The sequence below is a fragment of the Curtobacterium sp. MCLR17_034 genome (assembly GCF_003234485.1).
GTDB lineage: Bacteria > Actinomycetota > Actinomycetes > Actinomycetales > Microbacteriaceae > Curtobacterium > Curtobacterium flaccumfaciens.
Genome location: NZ_QKTH01000007.1, coordinates 48,446 through 65,756, shown reverse-complemented (window position 1 = coordinate 65,756; position 17,311 = coordinate 48,446). Strand labels below are relative to the sequence as shown.

20 protein-coding genes are annotated in these 17,311 nt (G+C 68.4%); 12 read left to right on the top strand and 8 right to left on the bottom strand.

From position 1 onward, the window contains the following. Positions 1–10: 10 nt before the first annotated feature. Positions 11–874 (bottom strand): inositol monophosphatase, encoded by an 864-nt coding sequence (locus DEI98_RS09300; protein ID WP_111100578.1) that lies wholly within the window; start codon positions 872–874, stop codon positions 11–13. A gap of 355 nt (positions 875–1,229) precedes the next feature. Here DEI98_RS09300 and DEI98_RS09295 point away from each other — a divergent pair, with 355 nt between their 5' ends. The 5 genes from DEI98_RS09295 (at position 1,230) to DEI98_RS09275 (ending at position 6,436) form a co-directional block, all read left to right on the top strand. Next, a complete protein-coding gene (locus tag DEI98_RS09295; protein ID WP_258370789.1) occupies positions 1,230–2,102 on the top strand; it encodes a carbohydrate ABC transporter permease in 873 nt (290 codons plus the stop codon). Beyond that, entirely contained in the window at positions 2,102–2,932 is an 831-nt protein-coding gene (locus DEI98_RS09290; RefSeq protein WP_111100576.1) for a carbohydrate ABC transporter permease, read from the top strand. Before DEI98_RS09295 ends, DEI98_RS09290 begins: the two co-directional genes overlap by 1 nt. Positions 2,933–2,988: 56 nt before the next feature. Beyond that, positions 2,989–4,326, top strand: coding sequence for an ABC transporter substrate-binding protein (locus DEI98_RS09285; protein ID WP_111100575.1), 1,338 nt, complete (start codon positions 2,989–2,991; stop codon positions 4,324–4,326). A 122-nt stretch (positions 4,327–4,448) separates the two neighbouring features. After that, on the top strand, positions 4,449–5,642 hold the full coding sequence (locus tag DEI98_RS09280; protein WP_258370788.1) for a glycosyltransferase: 1,194 nt from the start codon (positions 4,449–4,451) through the stop codon (positions 5,640–5,642). A 509-nt stretch (positions 5,643–6,151) separates the two neighbouring features. Continuing rightward, positions 6,152–6,436: a hypothetical protein gene (locus DEI98_RS09275; protein WP_111100573.1), complete on the top strand. Its 285-nt coding sequence runs from the start codon at positions 6,152–6,154 to the stop codon at positions 6,434–6,436. A 60-nt stretch (positions 6,437–6,496) separates the two neighbouring features. Here the strand turns inward: DEI98_RS09275 and DEI98_RS09270 are convergent, their stop codons facing one another. Beyond that, positions 6,497–7,015, bottom strand: a complete 519-nt coding sequence (locus DEI98_RS09270) for a GrpB family protein (protein ID WP_181437997.1) — start codon at positions 7,013–7,015, stop codon at positions 6,497–6,499. Positions 7,016–7,103: 88 nt separating this feature from the next. Between DEI98_RS09270 and DEI98_RS09265 the strand changes: the two genes are divergently transcribed. Beyond that, complete coding sequence (locus DEI98_RS09265; protein ID WP_111100571.1) at positions 7,104–7,307, top strand: hypothetical protein; 204 nt, start codon at positions 7,104–7,106, stop codon at positions 7,305–7,307. 29 nt (positions 7,308–7,336) lie between these two features. Here DEI98_RS09265 and DEI98_RS09260 read toward each other — a convergent pair whose 3' ends face one another. Beyond that, entirely contained in the window at positions 7,337–7,900 is a 564-nt protein-coding gene (locus DEI98_RS09260) for a TetR/AcrR family transcriptional regulator (RefSeq protein WP_111100570.1), read from the bottom strand. A 92-nt stretch (positions 7,901–7,992) separates the two neighbouring features. On the opposite strand from DEI98_RS09260, the gene DEI98_RS09255 reads away from it, so the two are divergent. The 3 genes from DEI98_RS09255 (at position 7,993) to DEI98_RS18360 (ending at position 10,061) form a co-directional block, all read left to right on the top strand. Continuing rightward, positions 7,993–8,952 (top strand): zinc-binding dehydrogenase, encoded by a 960-nt coding sequence (locus tag DEI98_RS09255; RefSeq protein WP_111100569.1) that lies wholly within the window; start codon positions 7,993–7,995, stop codon positions 8,950–8,952. A gap of 155 nt (positions 8,953–9,107) precedes the next feature. Further along, positions 9,108–9,311, top strand: a complete 204-nt coding sequence (locus DEI98_RS09250) for a hypothetical protein (RefSeq protein WP_111100568.1) — start codon at positions 9,108–9,110, stop codon at positions 9,309–9,311. A gap of 171 nt (positions 9,312–9,482) precedes the next feature. After that, positions 9,483–10,061: a hypothetical protein gene (locus DEI98_RS18360; protein ID WP_146243482.1), complete on the top strand. Its 579-nt coding sequence runs from the start codon at positions 9,483–9,485 to the stop codon at positions 10,059–10,061. An 81-nt stretch (positions 10,062–10,142) separates the two neighbouring features. Here the strand turns inward: DEI98_RS18360 and DEI98_RS09240 are convergent, their stop codons facing one another. Further along, positions 10,143–10,625 carry a hypothetical protein gene (locus DEI98_RS09240; protein ID WP_146243481.1) on the bottom strand — a complete coding sequence of 161 codons (483 nt, stop codon included), beginning with the start codon at positions 10,623–10,625 and terminating at the stop codon, positions 10,143–10,145. 329 nt (positions 10,626–10,954) lie between these two features. Continuing rightward, on the bottom strand, positions 10,955–11,386 hold the full coding sequence (locus tag DEI98_RS09235; protein ID WP_111100565.1) for a VOC family protein: 432 nt from the start codon (positions 11,384–11,386) through the stop codon (positions 10,955–10,957). 103 nt (positions 11,387–11,489) lie between these two features. Between DEI98_RS09235 and DEI98_RS09230 the strand changes: the two genes are divergently transcribed. After that, positions 11,490–11,975, top strand: coding sequence for a GNAT family N-acetyltransferase (locus DEI98_RS09230; protein ID WP_111100564.1), 486 nt, complete (start codon positions 11,490–11,492; stop codon positions 11,973–11,975). Positions 11,976–12,512: 537 nt separating this feature from the next. Next, a complete protein-coding gene (locus DEI98_RS18355) occupies positions 12,513–13,301 on the top strand; it encodes a hypothetical protein (protein WP_181437996.1) in 789 nt (262 codons plus the stop codon). Positions 13,302–13,568: 267 nt separating this feature from the next. Here the strand turns inward: DEI98_RS18355 and DEI98_RS09220 are convergent, their stop codons facing one another. Continuing rightward, complete coding sequence (locus tag DEI98_RS09220; RefSeq protein ID WP_111100562.1) at positions 13,569–14,411, bottom strand: hypothetical protein; 843 nt, start codon at positions 14,409–14,411, stop codon at positions 13,569–13,571. A 129-nt stretch (positions 14,412–14,540) separates the two neighbouring features. Between DEI98_RS09220 and DEI98_RS09215 the strand changes: the two genes are divergently transcribed. Next, complete coding sequence (locus DEI98_RS09215) at positions 14,541–15,053, top strand: hypothetical protein (protein WP_146243479.1); 513 nt, start codon at positions 14,541–14,543, stop codon at positions 15,051–15,053. Between the two features lie 15 nt (positions 15,054–15,068). Here the strand turns inward: DEI98_RS09215 and DEI98_RS09210 are convergent, their stop codons facing one another. Further along, positions 15,069–16,418: a cation:dicarboxylate symporter family transporter gene (locus tag DEI98_RS09210; protein WP_111100560.1), complete on the bottom strand. Its 1,350-nt coding sequence runs from the start codon at positions 16,416–16,418 to the stop codon at positions 15,069–15,071. A 212-nt stretch (positions 16,419–16,630) separates the two neighbouring features. After that, the gene (locus tag DEI98_RS09205; RefSeq protein WP_111100559.1) at positions 16,631–17,230 is read right to left on the bottom strand and encodes a hypothetical protein; all 600 of its coding nucleotides are present in this window, start codon (positions 17,228–17,230) and stop codon (positions 16,631–16,633) included. Positions 17,231–17,311 lie beyond the last annotated feature (81 nt).

Genomic DNA, 17,311 nt, shown 5'->3' with positions numbered 1-17,311 from the left:
GGTCGGCGGCTCAGTCGGCGGCGGTCGTGGCCGACAGCTCCTGCACCCGGCGCACCAGCTCGGCGTGCGATCCCCCGGCGCCGGCGGCGACGTAGTCGTCGGCCAGGTGGGCGCGGTCGACGGCTTCGCCCCGACGGAAGCCCCGGAACCACCCGCCGGCGCGCTCGAGCACCAGTGCCCCGGCGGCGACGTCCCACGGGTGCGTGGCGAAGCCCATCGTCACGTCCGACCACCCGGCGGCGACGTGCACCAGGTTGAGGGCGCCGCTGCCGAGGCTGTGGTGGTGGCGGTACCGGAGCGTCAGGTCCCGGAGCAGGTCGAACGCCGCGGCCTCGCCGAGCAGGTCGAGGTCCTGCTGCACCGGGAAGCTCGTCAGGACCGTCGCGGCGTCGTCCGGCCCCGACGACGAGTGCATCGGGGCGCCGTCGAGCCAGGCGCCGTCGTCGTCCGCCGCGAACACGTGGTCGGCGACCGGGTCGAAGACCACCCCGGCGACGACCTCGCCGTCGACCTCGGCCGCGATCGAGATGCACCAGTACGCGAGTCCGCGGGCGAAGTTCGCGGTGCCGTCGATCGGGTCCACGATCCACCGCACCACGGGGCCATCGGTGCTGCCGGTGTCGCCGGCGGTACCGGTGTCGCCGGTGGTGCCGCCTTCTTCGCCGAGCACGACGGAGCCCGGCACAGCCGCGGTGAGCACCGCCGTGATCGCCTCTTCCGCGGCGCGGTCGTGGAGGGTCACCACGTCGTGCGCATCGCGCTTCGTGCTGATCGTCATCGGGGCGCGGAACACGGCGAGCAGGTCGGGCGCGACGGTGCGCGCGGCCTCCTCGGCGATCGCCCGGAGTGTCTGGGGAGCAGGAACGGTTCGCATGGTCCCCGGTTCTACGACGTCGCGGCCCCTGGACGGCGAACCACGCCGGTCGACGGGCCGAACCCGAGGTGAACGCGCGGCGTGCGGCGGTGAACGTCGGCACCCGATCGGCGGAGGGGTTGAACGCGGCGTGAACGGGTGACGGCGGGTGGTCGACGTGCCTTGACCGGTCTCCGACCCCCGCCGCACAGTGGAGTCGTTCCCGGTTAGGGAACGTTCCCTACTCGGAGGAGTCCGCCCCATGACGGTCCCCGTCAGGTCCGGCCTGGTCGCCGGTCCCCCGCGTACCGCAGGGTCGCCGCGGTTGCCGCAAGCGCCGCGTCCACCCCGGGCAACCCGGACGACGCGGTCCTCGTTGCGCTCGGACCGCCGGCTCGGTCTGGTGCTCCTCGCACCGGCGCTGCTCGCGTTCGCGGTCTTCGTCTTCTACCCGCTCGGCCGCGTACTCGTCCTCAGCACCCAGGGCACCGACATCTTCGGTCAGCCGGCGGGCTCGGTGGGGCTGCAGAACTACGTCCGCACGTTCACGGACCCCGCGTTCGGACGAACGATGCTGACCACCGCAGTCTTCTGCGTCGGCGTGGTCGTCGGCCGCATCGTGTTCGGTCTGCTCGTCGTGATCCCCCTGACCGTGAAGCTCCGCGGCCTGCCGGTCTTCCGCGCACTCCTGACGGCACCCATGGTCGTGTCCGTGTCAGCGGGGTCCGTCGCGTTCGCGGCGATGCTCGCACCCGGCAACGGGCTGCTGAACACGGTGATCACCCAGTTCGGCGGCGCGCCCGTGCCGTTCCTGACGAGCACCCAGTGGGCCCTGGCGAGCGTCATCGTCGTGACGATCTGGGGGTCGCTCGGGTTCACCGTGCTGCTCCTGCTCGGGGCGTTCGGCGCCATCGACCAGGACGTCATCGAGGCGGCGCACCTGGACGGCGCGGGGCCCGTGCGGACACTCTGGTCGATCTCGCTGCCGCTCGTCACGCCGACGCTCTTCTTCGTCGTCGTGACCGGAACCGTCGAGGCACTCACGACCTTCGGGCAGATCCAGATCCTCACCGGCGGCGGTCCGGCCGACTCGTCGAAGACCCTCGTCTACGCGATCTACCAGCAGGCGTTCGGGTCCGGCAGCGCGAACTTCGGCCTCGCCGCCGCGCTCGGGGTCGTGCTGTTCCTGCTGGTCCTCGGGCTGTCGGTGGTGCAGTTCGGCGTGCTCGAGAAGCGGGTGAACTACTGATGCGCCCGGTCACCGCGCGCCGGCTCCGGAGCGTCTTCGTCTCCGCCTGGCTCGTCATCGCGGTCGTCGTCGTCTGCTTCCCGCTCTACTACGTGTTCGAGGGCGCGCTCACCCCGACCCGGTACCTGGACCAGGGCCTCGCCGGTCTCGTGCCGATCCACCTGACGCTCGACAACATCGTCCGGGCCACGCAGGTCGTCCCGCTCGGGCAGCAGTTCCTGAACAGCGTCGTGGTCACCCTCGCCCAGACGGTGCTGCAGGTCGTCATCGGCATCATCACCGCCTACGCACTGGTGTTCTGTCGGCTCCGGGGCACCCGTGCCCTGTTCCTCGTCCTGCTCGCCAGCATGATGATCCCCGGCGAGACGACGCTGATCGCGAACTACCTGACCGTCTCGTCGTGGCACCTCATCGACACGCTCCTGGTCGTCTTCCTGCCGTTCGTGGCCTCGGCGCTGACGATCTTCCTGTTCCGCCAGGCGTTCCTGAGCTTCCCGGACGAGCTGCGCGAAGCGGCGGTGCTCGACGGCGCCGGACACTTCCGGTTCATCCGGTCCATGCTCCTGCCGCTCACCCGCCCGACGCTCGTCTCGGTCACCCTGGTGAGCGCGACGGCCGCCTGGAACGGGTTCTTCTGGCCGCTCCTCGTCACCAACTCGCCGGAGCACCGCACCGTGCAGGTCGGCATCGCCCAGCTGTCCGACGCCGAGGCCGCCGACATCGGCGTGGTCCTCGCCGGCGCCGCCATGGTGACCCTCCCCGTCCTGGTCCTCGTCCTCGTCGCCCAGCGGTTCCTCGCCGGTGGTCTCACCGCCGGGGCGCTCAAGTGACGACTCGTTCGCTCCCCTCCCCGACCCCCGCCCGCCCCACACCCGAAGGACGCACCATGCCCGCACGTCGTTCCACCGCCCTCACCGCACTCGCCACCGGGGCCGTCGCGGTCCTCGCCCTGACCGGGTGCTCCACGTCGAGCTCCGCGTCGGACAGCTCCGGCCCCGTCACCATCGACTTCTGGCACGCCATGTCCGGGCCGCCCGCGACCGAACTCGACGCGCTCGTCGCCCGTTTCAACAAGGAGAACGACCAGCACATCACCGTGAAGTCGTCGTTCCAGGGCGACTACGCGGCCGTCCAGACGAAGTACACGGCGGCGGTGCAGTCCGGCTCGACGCCGGACCTGCTCATGATGAACGACGTGTCGACCGGCTTCATGATCGACTCCGGCCAGACGGTGTCCCCCGCGAAGATCAGTGGATCGACGTCGGGCACCGACACGATCGCCCCGGCCGCCGCCACGTACTACAGCGACGGCACGTCACTCGCGGCGATGCCGTTCTCGGTCTCGATGCCCGTGCTCTACCTGAACAAGGCACTCGTCGCGAAGGCCGGCCTCGACGCGACGAAGCCGCCGAAGACGCTGGCGCAGGTCGCGACCTGGGCCGAGAAGATCCACGCCGCGACCGGTGGCTACGGCATGAGCATGAACATGGGCGACTCGTGGATGCTCGAGGAGCTCAGCGCCTCGGGCGGCCAGCCCTTCTGCACCCCGGACAACGGGCGGAACGGCAAGCCGGTGACCGGTGTCTCGCTCACCTCGGACACGCAGGTGCAGTTCATGACCACGCTGCAGAAGCTCTACCAGGACGGCGCCGCCCTGAACCCCGGCACCGACTCGACCGTGCAGAACTCGGCGTTCTCGAGCAACAAGGTGGGCATGCTGCTGACCTCGTCCGGCGCGTACACGACGGTCGACCCGGACGGCTCGAAGTCCGTCGTCGCCCGGTTCCCCACCACGTCGGCCTCCGACGACGCCGGGCAGGTCATCGGCGGCAACGCGCTGTGGATCTCCGGCAAGGGCCACTCGTCCGCCGAGCAGCAGGCGTCGTACACGTTCGCCAAGTGGCTCCAGACGCCGGACGTGCAGGCCGAGTGGGCGAAGGCGACCGGCTACGTCGCGATGAACACCGACGCCCAGGACACCACCGTGGGCAAGCGCTCCCTGTCCGACCCGAACATCGCCACGATGTACCAGCAGCTCGCCGACGACCCCACGAGCGTCGCCGCTGCCGGCTGCATCACCGGCGCGTTCCCGACGGTGCGCGCCACCGTCATCGGCGCCTTCAACCGGATCGTCGAGGGTGCCGACGTCGAGTCGACCATGACGGATGCGGAGCAGCAGGCCGGCAAGCAGATCGAGTCGTACAACGAGGCCGCGGGCAAGTGATGACGGTCGGCGTGTGAGCGCCCCGCGAGGCTGACCAAGGGTTCATGGAGCGCGACCGTCGTTCGTCATACGGTTGTCTGATGAAGCGGGCGGGGAGCCCGCGCGACGATCGGAGCCCTGTGGTGTCTGCTGCGAACGGCCGGCCCGGCTCCGGGGCTCCGGAACCCCTGCGCATCGTGTTCTCGTTCCCACGGGGGCGGGGACACCTCGCGCCGATGCTGCCGCTCGCCCGCGCGGCCAGCGCTGCCGGACACCGGACCGCACTGAGCGGCGCACGCGAGGCGGTCCTCGAACAGACCGGGTTCTCGCACCGGCAGCCGCGGGACGTGGAACTGCCGGCGAGCAGGCCGGGCACCGGCACCCTGACCCCGATCGACCCGAGCACGGTGCTCACGCGCGTCCCCCAGGTGTTCCTGGGGGACGCGGCCGCCGGGGCCGTCGTCGACGTCGGACGACTGGTCACTCGGTGGACGGCTGACCTCGTGGTCTGCGGGGAGTTCGACTTCGGCGCGATGACCGCCGCCGAACGAGCCGGGGTGCCGTGCGTGGTGGTCCTGGCCTTCGCCTCGGCCGGCGGGACCTGGCGCGACGCGGTGCGAGAGCCGCTCGAGGCGCTCCGCCGACGCGCGGGACTCGGGCCCGACCCGCAGCAACACATGCTCGGCGGCTCGCTCACCGTCATCCCGTTCCCGGCGTCGATGCGATCCGGGCACGAGCTGCATGGCCCGGTGATCCGGATGCGACCGGACACCTGGTCGTCACCACCGTCGGATGCCGCGGCGTGGTTCGCCGCCGACGACGGACCGCGCGTCTACGTCACGCTCGGCACCGAGTTCAACACGAAGTCCGGCGACCTGTTCGCTCGGCTCATCGACGCGCTCGCGGCCCTGCCGGCGCGGATCCTCGTGACCACCGGACCCTGGGTCGACCCGACGACCTTCCCGGTGCCGGCCGGGCCGGCGGCGATCCGGGTCGAGCAGTACGTCCCGCAGGACTCGGTGCTCGGGCTCGTGGACCTCGTGGTGAACCACGGCGGGTCCGGATCGGTGACCGGGGCGCTCGCGCACGGGGTGCCCCTGCTGGTCCTGCCGCTCGGTGCGGACCAGCTGCCGAACGGCGGCTGCGTCGAGACTCTGGGCGCCGGACTCGTCCTCGACGCCGCGACGGCGACCGCGGAGGACATCCGCACCACCGCGTCGCGACTCCTGACCGAGCCGGCGTTCCGCGTCGCAGCGGATCGGGTCAGGACCGAGATCGTGACAGGCGAACCCCCGGCCGTCGTCCTGGCCGCCGTCGAGCGCCTGGTCGGTGGGTGAGCGCGCACCGCGGTGACGAGCGCCGATCAGGCCCGATGGTCAGCGCACCAGGCACGTGTGAGGACGGCGTCTCGCCCGTCCTTCGGAAGGATGCACTCCCTTTCGCTCGGCCCGCTCGTTGCACCGAGCCAACAAATTGGTCCGAGAGTCCCCGATTTGACCCTCACACGTCGTGAGGGCAGAACGTGGAGCCCATGAGCAACTACTACAACGCCTTTGCGATGAGCCCGGTCCCCTCTCCCAGCCCTGACGCCGTCGCTGCCAGCGACGTCGCCGCTGTGAAGCGTTTGGCGCCCCTTCACCGGGCATTTTTGCGGGACAGGCATACGGCAATACCCCCGGTCAGGCGGCAGTAGGCAACGGAGGCTGTCGAAGGCGACAACTGTCGTGTAGCGGTGAACCACCGGCTATCGGGCACTTGCGGGGAAGCCCCTGGAGGAGTATCCGCTTGGTCTTCTACCGGCGGTCGGGCTTCTGGTTACTCGTGGATGGCGGGGTAGTGTGCCCGCATGACGTCCTGGTGGGATCGCACCGATCCGACAGACCGCCCGGAACTCACGAACCGCACTCCCGCGGGGCTCCTCGGATCATGGTGGAACGTCATTGCGGGGGCCGCGTTGCTGGTCGGCTTGCCGGTGATCGTGCTTAGCGGCGGCTTCAGTTCAGCGCGCATCACTTTCGCACTGTTCGGCCTGGCGGTGATGGTGGCGATCGAGCTCGTCTTCTTGCGGAAACTTTTTCAGCGGATCGCAGGGAGGCGAGCCCTTCGAGCGGAGCTCGCCGACGAGGAGTGAGCGCGATGGCCGATGGTCGACCGGCTTACGGGCACGTCCTGCCGCCCGCCAGACACACTGTTACTTGTCGTAGACCGGCACGGAGGGAAGACCTCGGTCAGCTCGGGCGCGATCAACGATTGACTGGATGACCGCCGTCTTGGCTGCGTTGTACGACGCTCCGCGCTGCTGCGCTCCGTCTTCGGCAGCAACCTTCGCCGCCTCGTAAAGCGACTTGTCCTTCGGGTGGGTGAGGAGCCAATCCCGCAAGATGCGCTGGTTGTTGTTGTCCCAGTCGTCTGCCCTAAAGAAGTGCGCGATACGAAGTCGTCGCCCGTCGCGCTCGAAGACCATCACGCGATGGGAACGCACGGCGCTTCCGAGTTGCCATCCGCCCGCTTCCAAGCGTGGGCGGTGGGCATCGAAGTCCGCGCCGTCGCGGACTCGGACTGCAAGATCGATGATTGGCTTCGCGGCCAGACCAGGGACCGACGTCGACCCGATGTGCTCGACGATCCAGGCGCTGTTGCCCAGCGTCTGGATCTCCTCAGCGGCAGCCTTGAACTGGTCGGGCCACGACGGATCGTATGGATCGAGCACAGTTCGCACTCTAGATCCCGCTGCCGTCCGGCCGCGGCGCCCGGTAGCCCATCGCCCAACGGACGCCGGCGCGAGCTAGGTTGGCGCAATGGACGTCTTGAGCGCAAAGATTCTGGGTTCGATCGCGCTCGCCTTCGGTCTGGTGTTCGTCGCGACGTCGATCATTCGCCTCACTCGGCCCGACCTCGACGTGCTCTTGGTGATCTTGAACACCGTGCTCGGCCTCTTCTGGCTCGGCGCTGGCGCCTGGTTGTGGCGCTTCGCGCTTCGGAAGGCGAAGCGCGGCCGGTAGAGGATCGGCTTGCGGGACGCGGTCGAGGGTCATGGCTCCGGTTGGAGGGCGTCGAGGATGAGCGCTGCGAGACGGCGTGCGGCGATCCCACGCCTCGACCCGTCCATCACGCTGAGTCCTCGGGCTGCGACCAATGCCAGGATCACGTCGTCGGTCGTGAAGTCCGCGCGAAGCCGCCGTCGGCTCTTGGCGTGCTGTGTGAGATCGTGGAGCATCGCGACGAGTTGCCGACGATGCTCCGTGACTGCTCCGGTACCCTCGGACGTCGTAGCGATCGCATCGACGAATGCATGGTTGCCGGCGTTGCGGACGATCAGTTCCGTGATGACGAAGCGAAGCCCCTGCCACGGGTCGGGGTCCTCCTGACCGTGCTCCACGATGGTCCGGCAGGCTGCCAGCTCGTCAGCGAACACGTCGTCGACGAGCCCTTGTCGAGTCGGGAACCGTCGGTACAGAGTTGCCGGTCCCACGCCCGCCCGACGAGCGATCTCCCGCATACCGACGTCTGTTCCGTGATCGGCGAAGAGTTGCCGGGCTGCTGCGCGGATGCGGTCGCGGTTGTCCTGGGCGTCGGCGCGCAACTTCTGAACCATCGGGCACTCCGTTCGTCTCACTTAGCGGTAGTGGACGCAGGCGTCCACTACCGTCCTGACGGTACGCCCACCTATGACGGTCAGGAGAACCGATGCGCGCAATGACGGTACGGGAGTTCGGTGCACCCAGCGGAATGGAGCTGGTCGATCTGCCTGCTCCGAAGCCGGAAGCCGACCAGGTCGTCATCCGCACGGACGCGATGGGGATCGGGGGTGTCGACGCAGTGATCCGCCGCGGCACGCTCGGCGGCGGGTACCCGTCGGGGATGATCCTCGGAAGCGAGGTCGCGGGGACCATCGTCGAGGTTGGTGCGGACGTCGACCAGAGCCGCATCGGGCAGCGGGTCTGGGCCTTCACTGGCACCTCCGGCGGCTATGCCGAGCTCGCCGTCGCCCACATCGGTGACGCCGTTGCTCTTCCCGACGGAATCCCCTCGACCGACGCGGTCGCATTGGGCAGTGCAGCAACGGTTGCGCACTTCGCGCTCGCGCACGCCCACGCAGGGCGCGGGGACCGGGTTCTCGTGCGCGGAGCTGCGGGCAGTATCGGGATTGCAGCTATCGAGCTCACCATCCAGCTCGGCGCTGCGACTGTCGCCGTCACGACCTCATCACCGGACCGCGGCCGCCGACTTCAGCAGTTCGGCGCAACCCACGTCCTCGACCGAGCAGGCCACGGTGACGCAGCCGCGCCGACCGAGTTCGACGTGATCGTGGACATCGCAGGGGGGCCTGCCGTCCCCGACTTCATTGACCGTCTCGCACCCAACGGCCGTATGGTGCTCGTCGGCGCCGTGTCCGGGTTCCCGCCCGCGGACTTCGGGATGAGGCTGATGCAGTCGTTCCAGAAGTCACGGTCCGTCGCGACGTTCAGCCTCGCCTCGATCGACCCTGGCGAGCGTGACATGGCGCGGTTCGCCAGCTTCGAGGCGGCCGTGCGCGGGGACCTGCACCCAGTCATCGACGCTGTCATGCCGCTCGGGGAAGCAGCGACTGCGCACCAACGAATGGATGACGGCGACGTCTTCGGCCGAATCGTTCTCATCCCGTAGCGGTCCAGGCGATGCGGTGAGCCGTCCGGTACAGGATCGGCTATTGAGACACCTCACGAAGATGGTCGACCGCGCCGAGGAAAGCTGCAGTGAGGTTCTCGAGTACGCCGGTCAGGATTCGACGGTCAGCGAAGGTGATGAGCTCGGGATGATCCATGACGTGGGCCCGCTCTGATCCGGCGATCCGGGACGAGCTCGATCTCATGCGGTTGACGATGGTGGAGCGGACGGAAGGCACCTCGGGCCGCTGGTTGAACGAGCGCCGCCTGATGAAGCAAGCGGTCGATGAGCGTCGTACCGTCACTGCCGACGACGAGCTTCTCCGTGCACGGCCGAGACAGCTCATTTTCGACGCGTAGTCGGGGCCACTTGTCGGCAGAAGTTCCGGTCCCGTCTACTCCGTGCTCGACCTAACTAAGTCGGTGAGCCTGCCGTTGGTTGCTTGCAGTCCGCGCGTCATCGCAGACTCGTCTACCGTGGTTTGCAGACCCGAAGCACAAGAAATCTTGCAAATGAGCAGAGGAGTCGAGATGCAAGAACACACCGGAACGCGTCTACGCACACCGATCATGTTGAGTGGCCTAATCCTTTTACTAGGCGGTGCACTCTTCCTATTCGCATTGACACAGCCGACGACCTTCGGGGCGTCGAAGCTTTCTTGGGGGAGCGGGTTGCCACTGACCGCGGCCTGCGCAGTCGCTCTCGGATTCATAGCATTTGCTTGGAGCAGCGTTCGCCGCGGTCGCCCGCATGGCGTGTCGTGGTCGATCGCATTAGCAATCGTTGGCATTGAGCGATTGGTGGCACTTCTGCTCTTGGCCGCGCCTTTTCAATCCTTTACTGCATTGGTCGTTCTCCAATGTATTGTGTTTTTGGCAGGGATCTACGTAGCTCTGGTTTTCCCTCAGCGTCAGTACAACGGGACAGTGCGATGGTTCCTGATCGGCGTGGTGATCTTGTTCACGGTCTCCTTCGCCGCGCAGTACTTGTTCGCGAATGGTCCGCTGGTTACTGCATTCATTTTGCAAACGCTCCTTCCGATCGCTTTTGTCTGCCTCGGCATTAGCCTCGTCTTCGAAGCTCGGTTGCCCGCTCGGCGGCGATCATAGGAACTGGATCAGCTGAGATGAGTACGGAGGGCGCGGATGTCATCCGCGCCCTCCGCTTGTTCCGCGGCGCCTCCGACGAGGCTAGGCCCGGAACTGGTAGGCAGCCCCGGTGACGCCGCTGAGCGACATGCCCTTCATCTGGGTGTAGGCGAGAGAGTTGCCCCACGAGACGGAGTAAGCCCCTGAGGTGCAGCCAGTCGACTGGTACACCTCCGTGGTGCCGTTGTTCACGAAGCCCTTCCCCTGAGCGCAGAGCTCCACGTCGGACGTGTTGTTCCAGCGATATTCGCGCTGGTAGCCGCGGTAGCCAGCAACTGCGCATCCCTGCGGCGAAACGGCGTAGCCGAAGGGCGAAGCTATTGCATTCACGAACACGCCGCACGAAACGGCAGCCGCCGACATCTCTCGAGATGTTGCGAGCGTTCCGTCCACTGCCTGAGTCCGGATTCGAGCGATAGCCTCGGGCGCCTCGCCGCTCTTCACCATCACGGGCACCTCGTCGCCTTCCGGTGTTGCCACAAGGAGCGCGCCCGAATAGGTTTCAGGGTCCAACGTGCCACCCATGTGAGAGACAGATTCCTTTTCGGAATCCATCGCGGCAGTTGTTGACTCCGTTGCCGCGTGCGCCGGGCCGGCCATCATCAGGCTGGCCGCAACAGCTAGCGCTCATCGTTGCCACCGTGGTAGCGATCGTCCTGCAACGGCGACGCGCCCGCTGATCTACCGCCCAAGTCGTCGAGAGTGACCCGCACAGCATGCTGTTCGGGTCACTCTCATGTTGCGCCGGCAACCAAGTGATGCTCCTGTGCATGGCCTTGACGAGCAGGAAGCGGACAGCCGCGATTCACCAGGACGAACCTCAATGAGCGCTACGGAGTGCGGTAGCCGATCGTCTAACGGGCGGTTGCTCGTCGCCCCAGTGACGATTGGAACCGCGCGAGGTATCCGTCAGGGTCCTGGACGAGGAATTGATGCACACCGGCCTCTTCCTCGCCGACGCCGTACCACTTCGTCTCGGGTTGCACGTAGAGCTGAACGCCAGCCCGTAGGAGGACCTGTGCCAACGCCTCAGAGTCCGGCACCGTGATCTGGAGATTCACCCCGCGGCCGAGCGGGCGCTCAAGAGGCCCGGTGATCCAGTTGCGACCCACGCCTGCTTGTTCGAGCATCAGGTGCGCGGAACCGAGCGTGATGTACGCGAAGCGTTCCTCACGGCGCGAGTAGGCGACGTCGAAGCCGCACACGTTGCACCAGAACTCGATGCTCTGATCCAGGTCGGCCACGAGTAATTCGGGAACGAGCGAGGGTTCGGGAGTTTCAGTCACCGGACCATCGTCGCAGTCCTCACCCTGCGGGCAGTCCCGGTAGCGGATCCGCTACCGGGCACAAGCGCTGCATCCTCTGGCGTTGCCCTGCGAGGATCGGTTCATGATCCTTCGGAACGTTCATGTGGTCCTCGAGCCGATCTCGCCAGAGCTTGCACGGCGCATCGTCGCTCGGGACGAGCGTCCCGGAGATGACTGGCATCCGGAGTACCCCTACCCCGACGAGCTCGACCCACTCCGATCACTCGCTGACGCGCCAAAGCCTGACCCGGACTTCACGATGTACATGATTCGCCGTACCTCGGATGGTCTCGCAGTAGGCGGCTTTGGCTTTTTCGGCCCGCCCGACGAGCAGGGGGTAATCGAATTCGGCTACGGCCTGGTGCCGGCGGCCCGCGGCAAAGGGCTAGCGACCGAGGCGGTGAAGCTGGCCCTCGAACGCGCCCGCGACTGCGGCGCCACCGTCGCGACCGCAGACACGGCCCAAGACAACGATGCATCACAGCGTGTTCTCGTGCGGAACGGCTTCACGGAGACGGGGCGCCGTGACTCGCTCATCTTCTACCAACGAGCATTAGCCGCCCGGTAGACGATCGGCTATCGGACGGAGTAAGCGCCTGCTTGGAAGGGAGTGGCAGTGGTATCCGTTTGACCAAACGTCTCGTTCCTCGCAGCCCATGCACCGATCGGTGAGCTGGCGCCGCGGGTCTCTACGTGACTGAGTGCTGTCGAGAAGGCCCGTGACGCTCCTACTGAGTGTTCGGACCTCCGTGAGCTCGCCGACGTTCCTGCCGCCGGCGGTAGTAGGCCGTGCCGAGCTGGACGGCAGCAAGGATCGTCCAAGCGATCGCTAGGAACGTGTGAAGTCCGGACGGTTCGGCGAAGGCGAGGACGATCCAGATAGCGGCTAGGACAACCCACGCCCAGACAAGCCACGGGAGAGGCCTCCCAACGAGTCGTTCGAGAAGGCTGCGTCGCGTTGTCTCGATCATGCGCGCGACGTTATACCGAGCACTCGACGGCTGCCAGCAGGGCGGCGTCGTCAGATCCGGAGGAGCGGTGATTTGGTTCACAGAGCAGCAGGGGAGAGAGTGCGCGAATGACTTCAATGAGGAATGCTGGCCGGTTGGTGGCAGTCATCGCGCCGGCCGCGCTCGTGCTTGGAGCTCTTGCGGGCTGCTCAAGTGACGATGCTGGAGGCGAGGACACGGCTTCTGCTGCCGCGACGGCATCGACACCGACCACGACGCCTTCGGCTGCGCCGACGCCAACTTCGTCGGCGGCAGCGCCGTCGACTCCGCCTGCGGTCGCGGCGGGTGAGGCATGCAGCGCTTCGGGGAGCGGCGCGCCGGCGGGGGCGAAGACTGCGACCACGATCGACGTCGATGGTGACGGGAAGGCTGACCAGCAGTGGGTGAGCCAGGCCGGAGAATTCGGGATCACGACCGCATCTGGTCGGACCGCGTCCGTCAAGCCGACGGGCTTCTCCGGTGGCGCCGAGCCGACTGCGCTCGTGGGAGACGTCAACGGGAAGGGTGAAGTGGTGATGCTCGTCGCTGGCAGCCGCGAGGCGAACCTGTACCGGTGGATTAACTGCGCTCTCGAGCCGGTGCAGAACCCGCAGGGCCAGCAGTACCAGTTCGACCTCACCGGGCAGAACGGCAACGGTGTCGGCTGCGTTGACATTGACGGCGCCGGGCAGCTGGTCGGCCTCAAGAGCAGCAAGCCCGCCGGAGCGATGTCCGCTGGTGAAACCGTCACCGTGCAGCGCACCGTCATCACGCTGAACGGCACCGACGCGTCGAACGGTGCAACCAGCAGCGTGAAGCTCAGCGGATCCGCCGCTGAGACCGCAACTGACGTCACCTGCCATGACCGCACACTCCAGGACAACGGCCTCAGCATCGTCGGTTGATTGCGCTGGGGAGCAGCGTCCGGTTGCCGATCGGCTACCGGGCACTCCGAGAGCTGCCCCCCCCCCCGAATCCGTCCGCGTGAACAGTGTCCAGACACTTGGTCTGGAAGAGGTTCCGGCGACGGTGCCCCGCGCGGGATCGTCCACGGAGAGCGGATGAGCCCGGGCACGGCAGCTGGGTCGAGGCGATGGACGCATACCCCGACGAGGGCAGGGCAAGGGGCCCCACGACGCATCTGCCCGGAGGCCCCACCACGGGGCGTACCTTCAGCGCACCAGGCAGATCGTGCTGAAGTCGACATCCGGACCGGGCCGCGTGTACGACGAGGTGCTCTCGAGCCAGTCTGCGGCCGGCGAGATCTGGTCGGGGACCATGTCCGCCTCGGACCGTGCGTCGATGCCCTCGGACTCCCAGTACGCACGGACGCGGTCCACGTCGCGGTTGGCGCCCTCGATCAGCGTGTGGTCCTCGGGCAGGAGTTCCTTGCCGTGCTCGTCGGTGTACTCCCCCGGGTGGTACCAGTACCGCCACCGTACCCCCTGGTGCGCGTTCGACAGCCGGCACTCCTCGCTGTACGCACCACCGGATCGCTGACCATCACGGTAGGCGGACTTCCGGTCGCCGCCGAGGATCCGCACCGTGCGGTCCCCGACCCGCTCGAGTGTGGCCCGGGCTTCGCCGTCGGCGAAGTGCCGCTCGGCGGCGGTCGCCGGCTGCGCCCACCGCCGAGCGTCGGCGGCCACGCTCCGCACCTGCGACGTCAGGACCAGGCCGTTCCACGGCACGGCGATGACCAGCACGACGATCGCCGCGACCACGGCGACCAGCGAGTGCCGCGGTTCGCGCCGACGAGCCCGGACCTGCACGACGAGCACGACCACGGGGATCCCCACGGCGAGCACGGCGCCGATGACCAGCCGTGCCAACACGCCCCCGGCGCCGAGCCGGTCGTCCATCGACCCGAAGTCGCGCGCCAGGTACGCCCCGATCTGGACCGCCCAGCTCACGACGAGCAGCACCGGCAGCACGAGCGCGATGGCGATCGCGTTGCCCCGCCCCGTCGTCGGGCCCGTCCGCTGGTCTCGCCAGTCCTGCTGTTCCGTGCCCATGCCGGCCCCCGCCCCCGTGGTGTCCGGACCATCCTGTCAGCAGAACGCGATCGGGGCCCGAGCGACGCCTCCGCCCACCCCCGAATCGGTCGTGCCGGAGCAGCCCTGGTTGCTGCCAAGATGACCGACGTGACCACGACCACGCCTCGCGCCGATCCCGACGCCGCTGCCGACGGCTTCGAAGGCGGCTGGTTCCGCATCGACGACGACGTGGAGCACCTGGACGACGTGGTGTGGCGACCCGCCACGGACGCGGACGACACAGCGCCCACCCCCGGCCCTGCCGCCGTCATCGTCGGTGGCGAGCCGCGCGAGCACGTCGGTTCGACGCTGCCGTTGGCGCAGCTGGCGGACATCGACGTGGCACGTCAACGCACCGTGCGGAGGCTCTGGCTCAGCCCGATCACCATCGTGGTGTGCCTGCTCGTCGTGACCGTGCTCGAGGTCTCGGGGCTGCCGTGGCGCACGGACCTCGGTCGGCAGCTCCTGGTCGGACTCGGTGCGATCGTCCCGGTCGACGCGCTCTGCACCGCGATCTGGTGGCGCATCACCCGCGACCCCTCGGGCGCCGTCGTCCGCAAGATGGGCGGCCACCGGACCCGCCAGCAGTACGACCAGCAGCGCGCCGTCCTCGAACGCTGACCGCGCCGAGAGCTCTCACCGAACCGGCGCCGACACCGCGGCCGCACCCGCAGCAGACTCCACTTCTGACGACGGCCGCGTCCCTCGACCAGGCCGCAGCACCGCGTCCACCCGCTCACGGTCGAGCTCGCCCTGCCACCGCGCCACCACGAGCGTCGCGACGCAGTTGCCGAGCAGGTTGACGCTCACCCGCATCGCGTCCATGATCCGGTCGGCACCGAGCAGCAGCGCGACGCCCGCGACGGGGAAGAGTCCGAGGCTCGTCGCCGTCGCGGACAGCGCCAGGAACGACGATCCCGGCACCCCGGCCATGCCCTTCGACGTCAGCAGCAGCACCCCGAGTGCGGCCAGCTGCTGCTCGAGCGTCAGCGGCACCCCGAACGCCTGGGTCAGGAACAGCAGCGAGATCGACAGGTAGATCGCCGCCCCGTCCAGGTTGAACGAGTACCCCGTCGGCACGACGAGCCCGGCGACGCTCCGTGAGACGCCGACCTCGGTGAGCCGGGTGATCATCCGCGGCAGCACGGCCTCGGTCGACGCGGTACCCAGGGCCAGCCCGAACTCCGCGCGGGTGTGCCAGACGAACCGCCAGATCGGCACCCCGGACAGCAGCCGCCCGCCGACGAGCAGCGCCACGATGAACACGGCCGCTGCGCCGTAGCAGGCGGCGATCAGGAGCCCGTACGATCCCAGGGTGTCGATGCCGTACTGCCCGACCACGTACGCCATCGCCCCGAACGCACCGAGCGGCGACAGACGCATCACCCAGCCCAGGATCCGGTAGACGACCTCGAGGCACAGGTCGAGGCCCCGCACGAGCGGCCGCGCACGGTCACTGCCGATCGCGGCGATCGCCGCGCCGACGAACACCGCGAAGACGAGCACCTGCAGGATGTCGTTCGTTGCGAACGCGTTCACGACGCTCGACGGGATGAGGTCGAGGATGAACGTCCCCGCGTCCGGAGCCGTGCCGCCCGCGGTCTTCGCCGCAACGGCCGAGGCGTCGAGCGACGACGGGTCGATCCGCAGGCCGGCCCCGGGGCGCACGAGGTTGCCGACCAGCAGGCCGAACACGAGCGCGCACGACGACGCGAGCAGGAAGTAGATCATCGCCTTGCCGGCGATCCGTCCCACGGAGCGCAGGTCACCGACGTGCACGATGCCCGTCACCACGACGATGAACACGAGCGGCGCGATGACCATCTCGATCAGCCGGATGAACCCCTGCCCCACCACGTTGAGCACCGGCGCGGCCGCGGGGAAGCAGACCCCGACGGCGATGCCGAGGGCCACCCCGATCGCGATCTGCACGAACAGCGAGTGGTACCAGCGAGCGGGAGCACGATCCGTGGTGGTGACGTCCATGCATCCACCCCACAGGGCGGGTGTTTCGTCGACGTTGCGAGTCTGTTCCCACATGCCGCGCCGCGCGCCCACCGAAACAGGTGGCCGGCCCGCGCACGCCGGCCCGCGTCCTGGGGTGCCACGTGACGGACTGGAGGCCCGGTGCCAGCCGGCACCGAGCCTCCAGTCCGTCACCCGCCCACGTCGCGGGCCGCACGCGCGACCGCGGGCAGCTAGCTGCCGTTCGCCTCGACCACGCGCCACACGAGCATGCCGACCGTCACGAGGGTGCCGAGCACCGAGACGATCGCCGCGACGACGCCGAGCCGGCGTCCGCGACCGGGCCGCGCGATCGCGACAACCGCGAGGATCGACGCGACGAACTGGAACGGCCACCCGAGCACGAACACCGACGGCCAGCAGCTGCTGTACAACCCGGTCAACGCGAGGAACAGCGCAAGGAGCGCGACCCCGAGTCGGTTCGCCCCTGCGGTCTCGGCGGTCCCGACGTCCGAGTCGTCGTCGAGCGGGCCGCCCGGGTACGGGTTGTCGGGGCGGAGCGCCTGCAGCGCGCGGATCCGTTCGGCGTCGAGTGCACCGTCGCGGGCACGGGCGGCATCGGCCAGCGCGAGGGCGTCGTTGCCGTGCCCCGCGGCCTCGTGCTGGGCGATGGCCCACGCGAAGAGCGCGCGCTGTCTGGGGTCCGAGCGGGTCGCGGCGTCGACCGCCCAACCGAGCGTCGTGAGGAAGAGCAGGCCCCCGAACGCGAGCAAGACCGCCCGCCCCGGCTCGTCGGGGTCCACCCGGAAGAGCACCACGCTGCACACCACCATGCCGACGCCGAACAGTGCCGTCGCCCCGATCTGCCCGCGCCACTAGCCGTTGCCCGAACTCGCCCCCGCGGGTGTGGTCAT

Excerpts from the sequence above, each read along its gene's own strand:
- DEI98_RS09300 (WP_111100578.1), bottom strand. The coding sequence starts at position 874 with ATGCGAACCGTTCCTGCTCCCCAGACACTCCGGGCGATCGCCGAGGAG.
- DEI98_RS09290 (WP_111100576.1), top strand. The coding sequence starts at position 2,102 with ATGCGCCCGGTCACCGCGCGCCGGCTCCGGAGCGTCTTCGTCTCCGCC.
- DEI98_RS09285 (WP_111100575.1), top strand. The coding sequence starts at position 2,989 with ATGCCCGCACGTCGTTCCACCGCCCTCACCGCACTCGCCACCGGGGCC.
- DEI98_RS09275 (WP_111100573.1), top strand. The coding sequence starts at position 6,152 with ATGACGTCCTGGTGGGATCGCACCGATCCGACAGACCGCCCGGAACTC.
- DEI98_RS09265 (WP_111100571.1), top strand. The coding sequence starts at position 7,104 with ATGGACGTCTTGAGCGCAAAGATTCTGGGTTCGATCGCGCTCGCCTTC.
- DEI98_RS09260 (WP_111100570.1), bottom strand. The coding sequence starts at position 7,900 with ATGGTTCAGAAGTTGCGCGCCGACGCCCAGGACAACCGCGACCGCATC.
- DEI98_RS09255 (WP_111100569.1), top strand. The coding sequence starts at position 7,993 with ATGCGCGCAATGACGGTACGGGAGTTCGGTGCACCCAGCGGAATGGAG.
- DEI98_RS09250 (WP_111100568.1), top strand. The coding sequence starts at position 9,108 with ATGACGTGGGCCCGCTCTGATCCGGCGATCCGGGACGAGCTCGATCTC.
- DEI98_RS18360 (WP_146243482.1), top strand. The coding sequence starts at position 9,483 with ATGCAAGAACACACCGGAACGCGTCTACGCACACCGATCATGTTGAGT.
- DEI98_RS09240 (WP_146243481.1), bottom strand. The coding sequence starts at position 10,625 with ATGGGTGGCACGTTGGACCCTGAAACCTATTCGGGCGCGCTCCTTGTG.
- DEI98_RS09230 (WP_111100564.1), top strand. The coding sequence starts at position 11,490 with ATGATCCTTCGGAACGTTCATGTGGTCCTCGAGCCGATCTCGCCAGAG.
- DEI98_RS09220 (WP_111100562.1), bottom strand. The coding sequence starts at position 14,411 with ATGGGCACGGAACAGCAGGACTGGCGAGACCAGCGGACGGGCCCGACG.
- DEI98_RS09210 (WP_111100560.1), bottom strand. The coding sequence starts at position 16,418 with ATGGACGTCACCACCACGGATCGTGCTCCCGCTCGCTGGTACCACTCG.
- DEI98_RS09205 (WP_111100559.1), bottom strand. The coding sequence starts at position 17,230 with ATGGTGGTGTGCAGCGTGGTGCTCTTCCGGGTGGACCCCGACGAGCCG.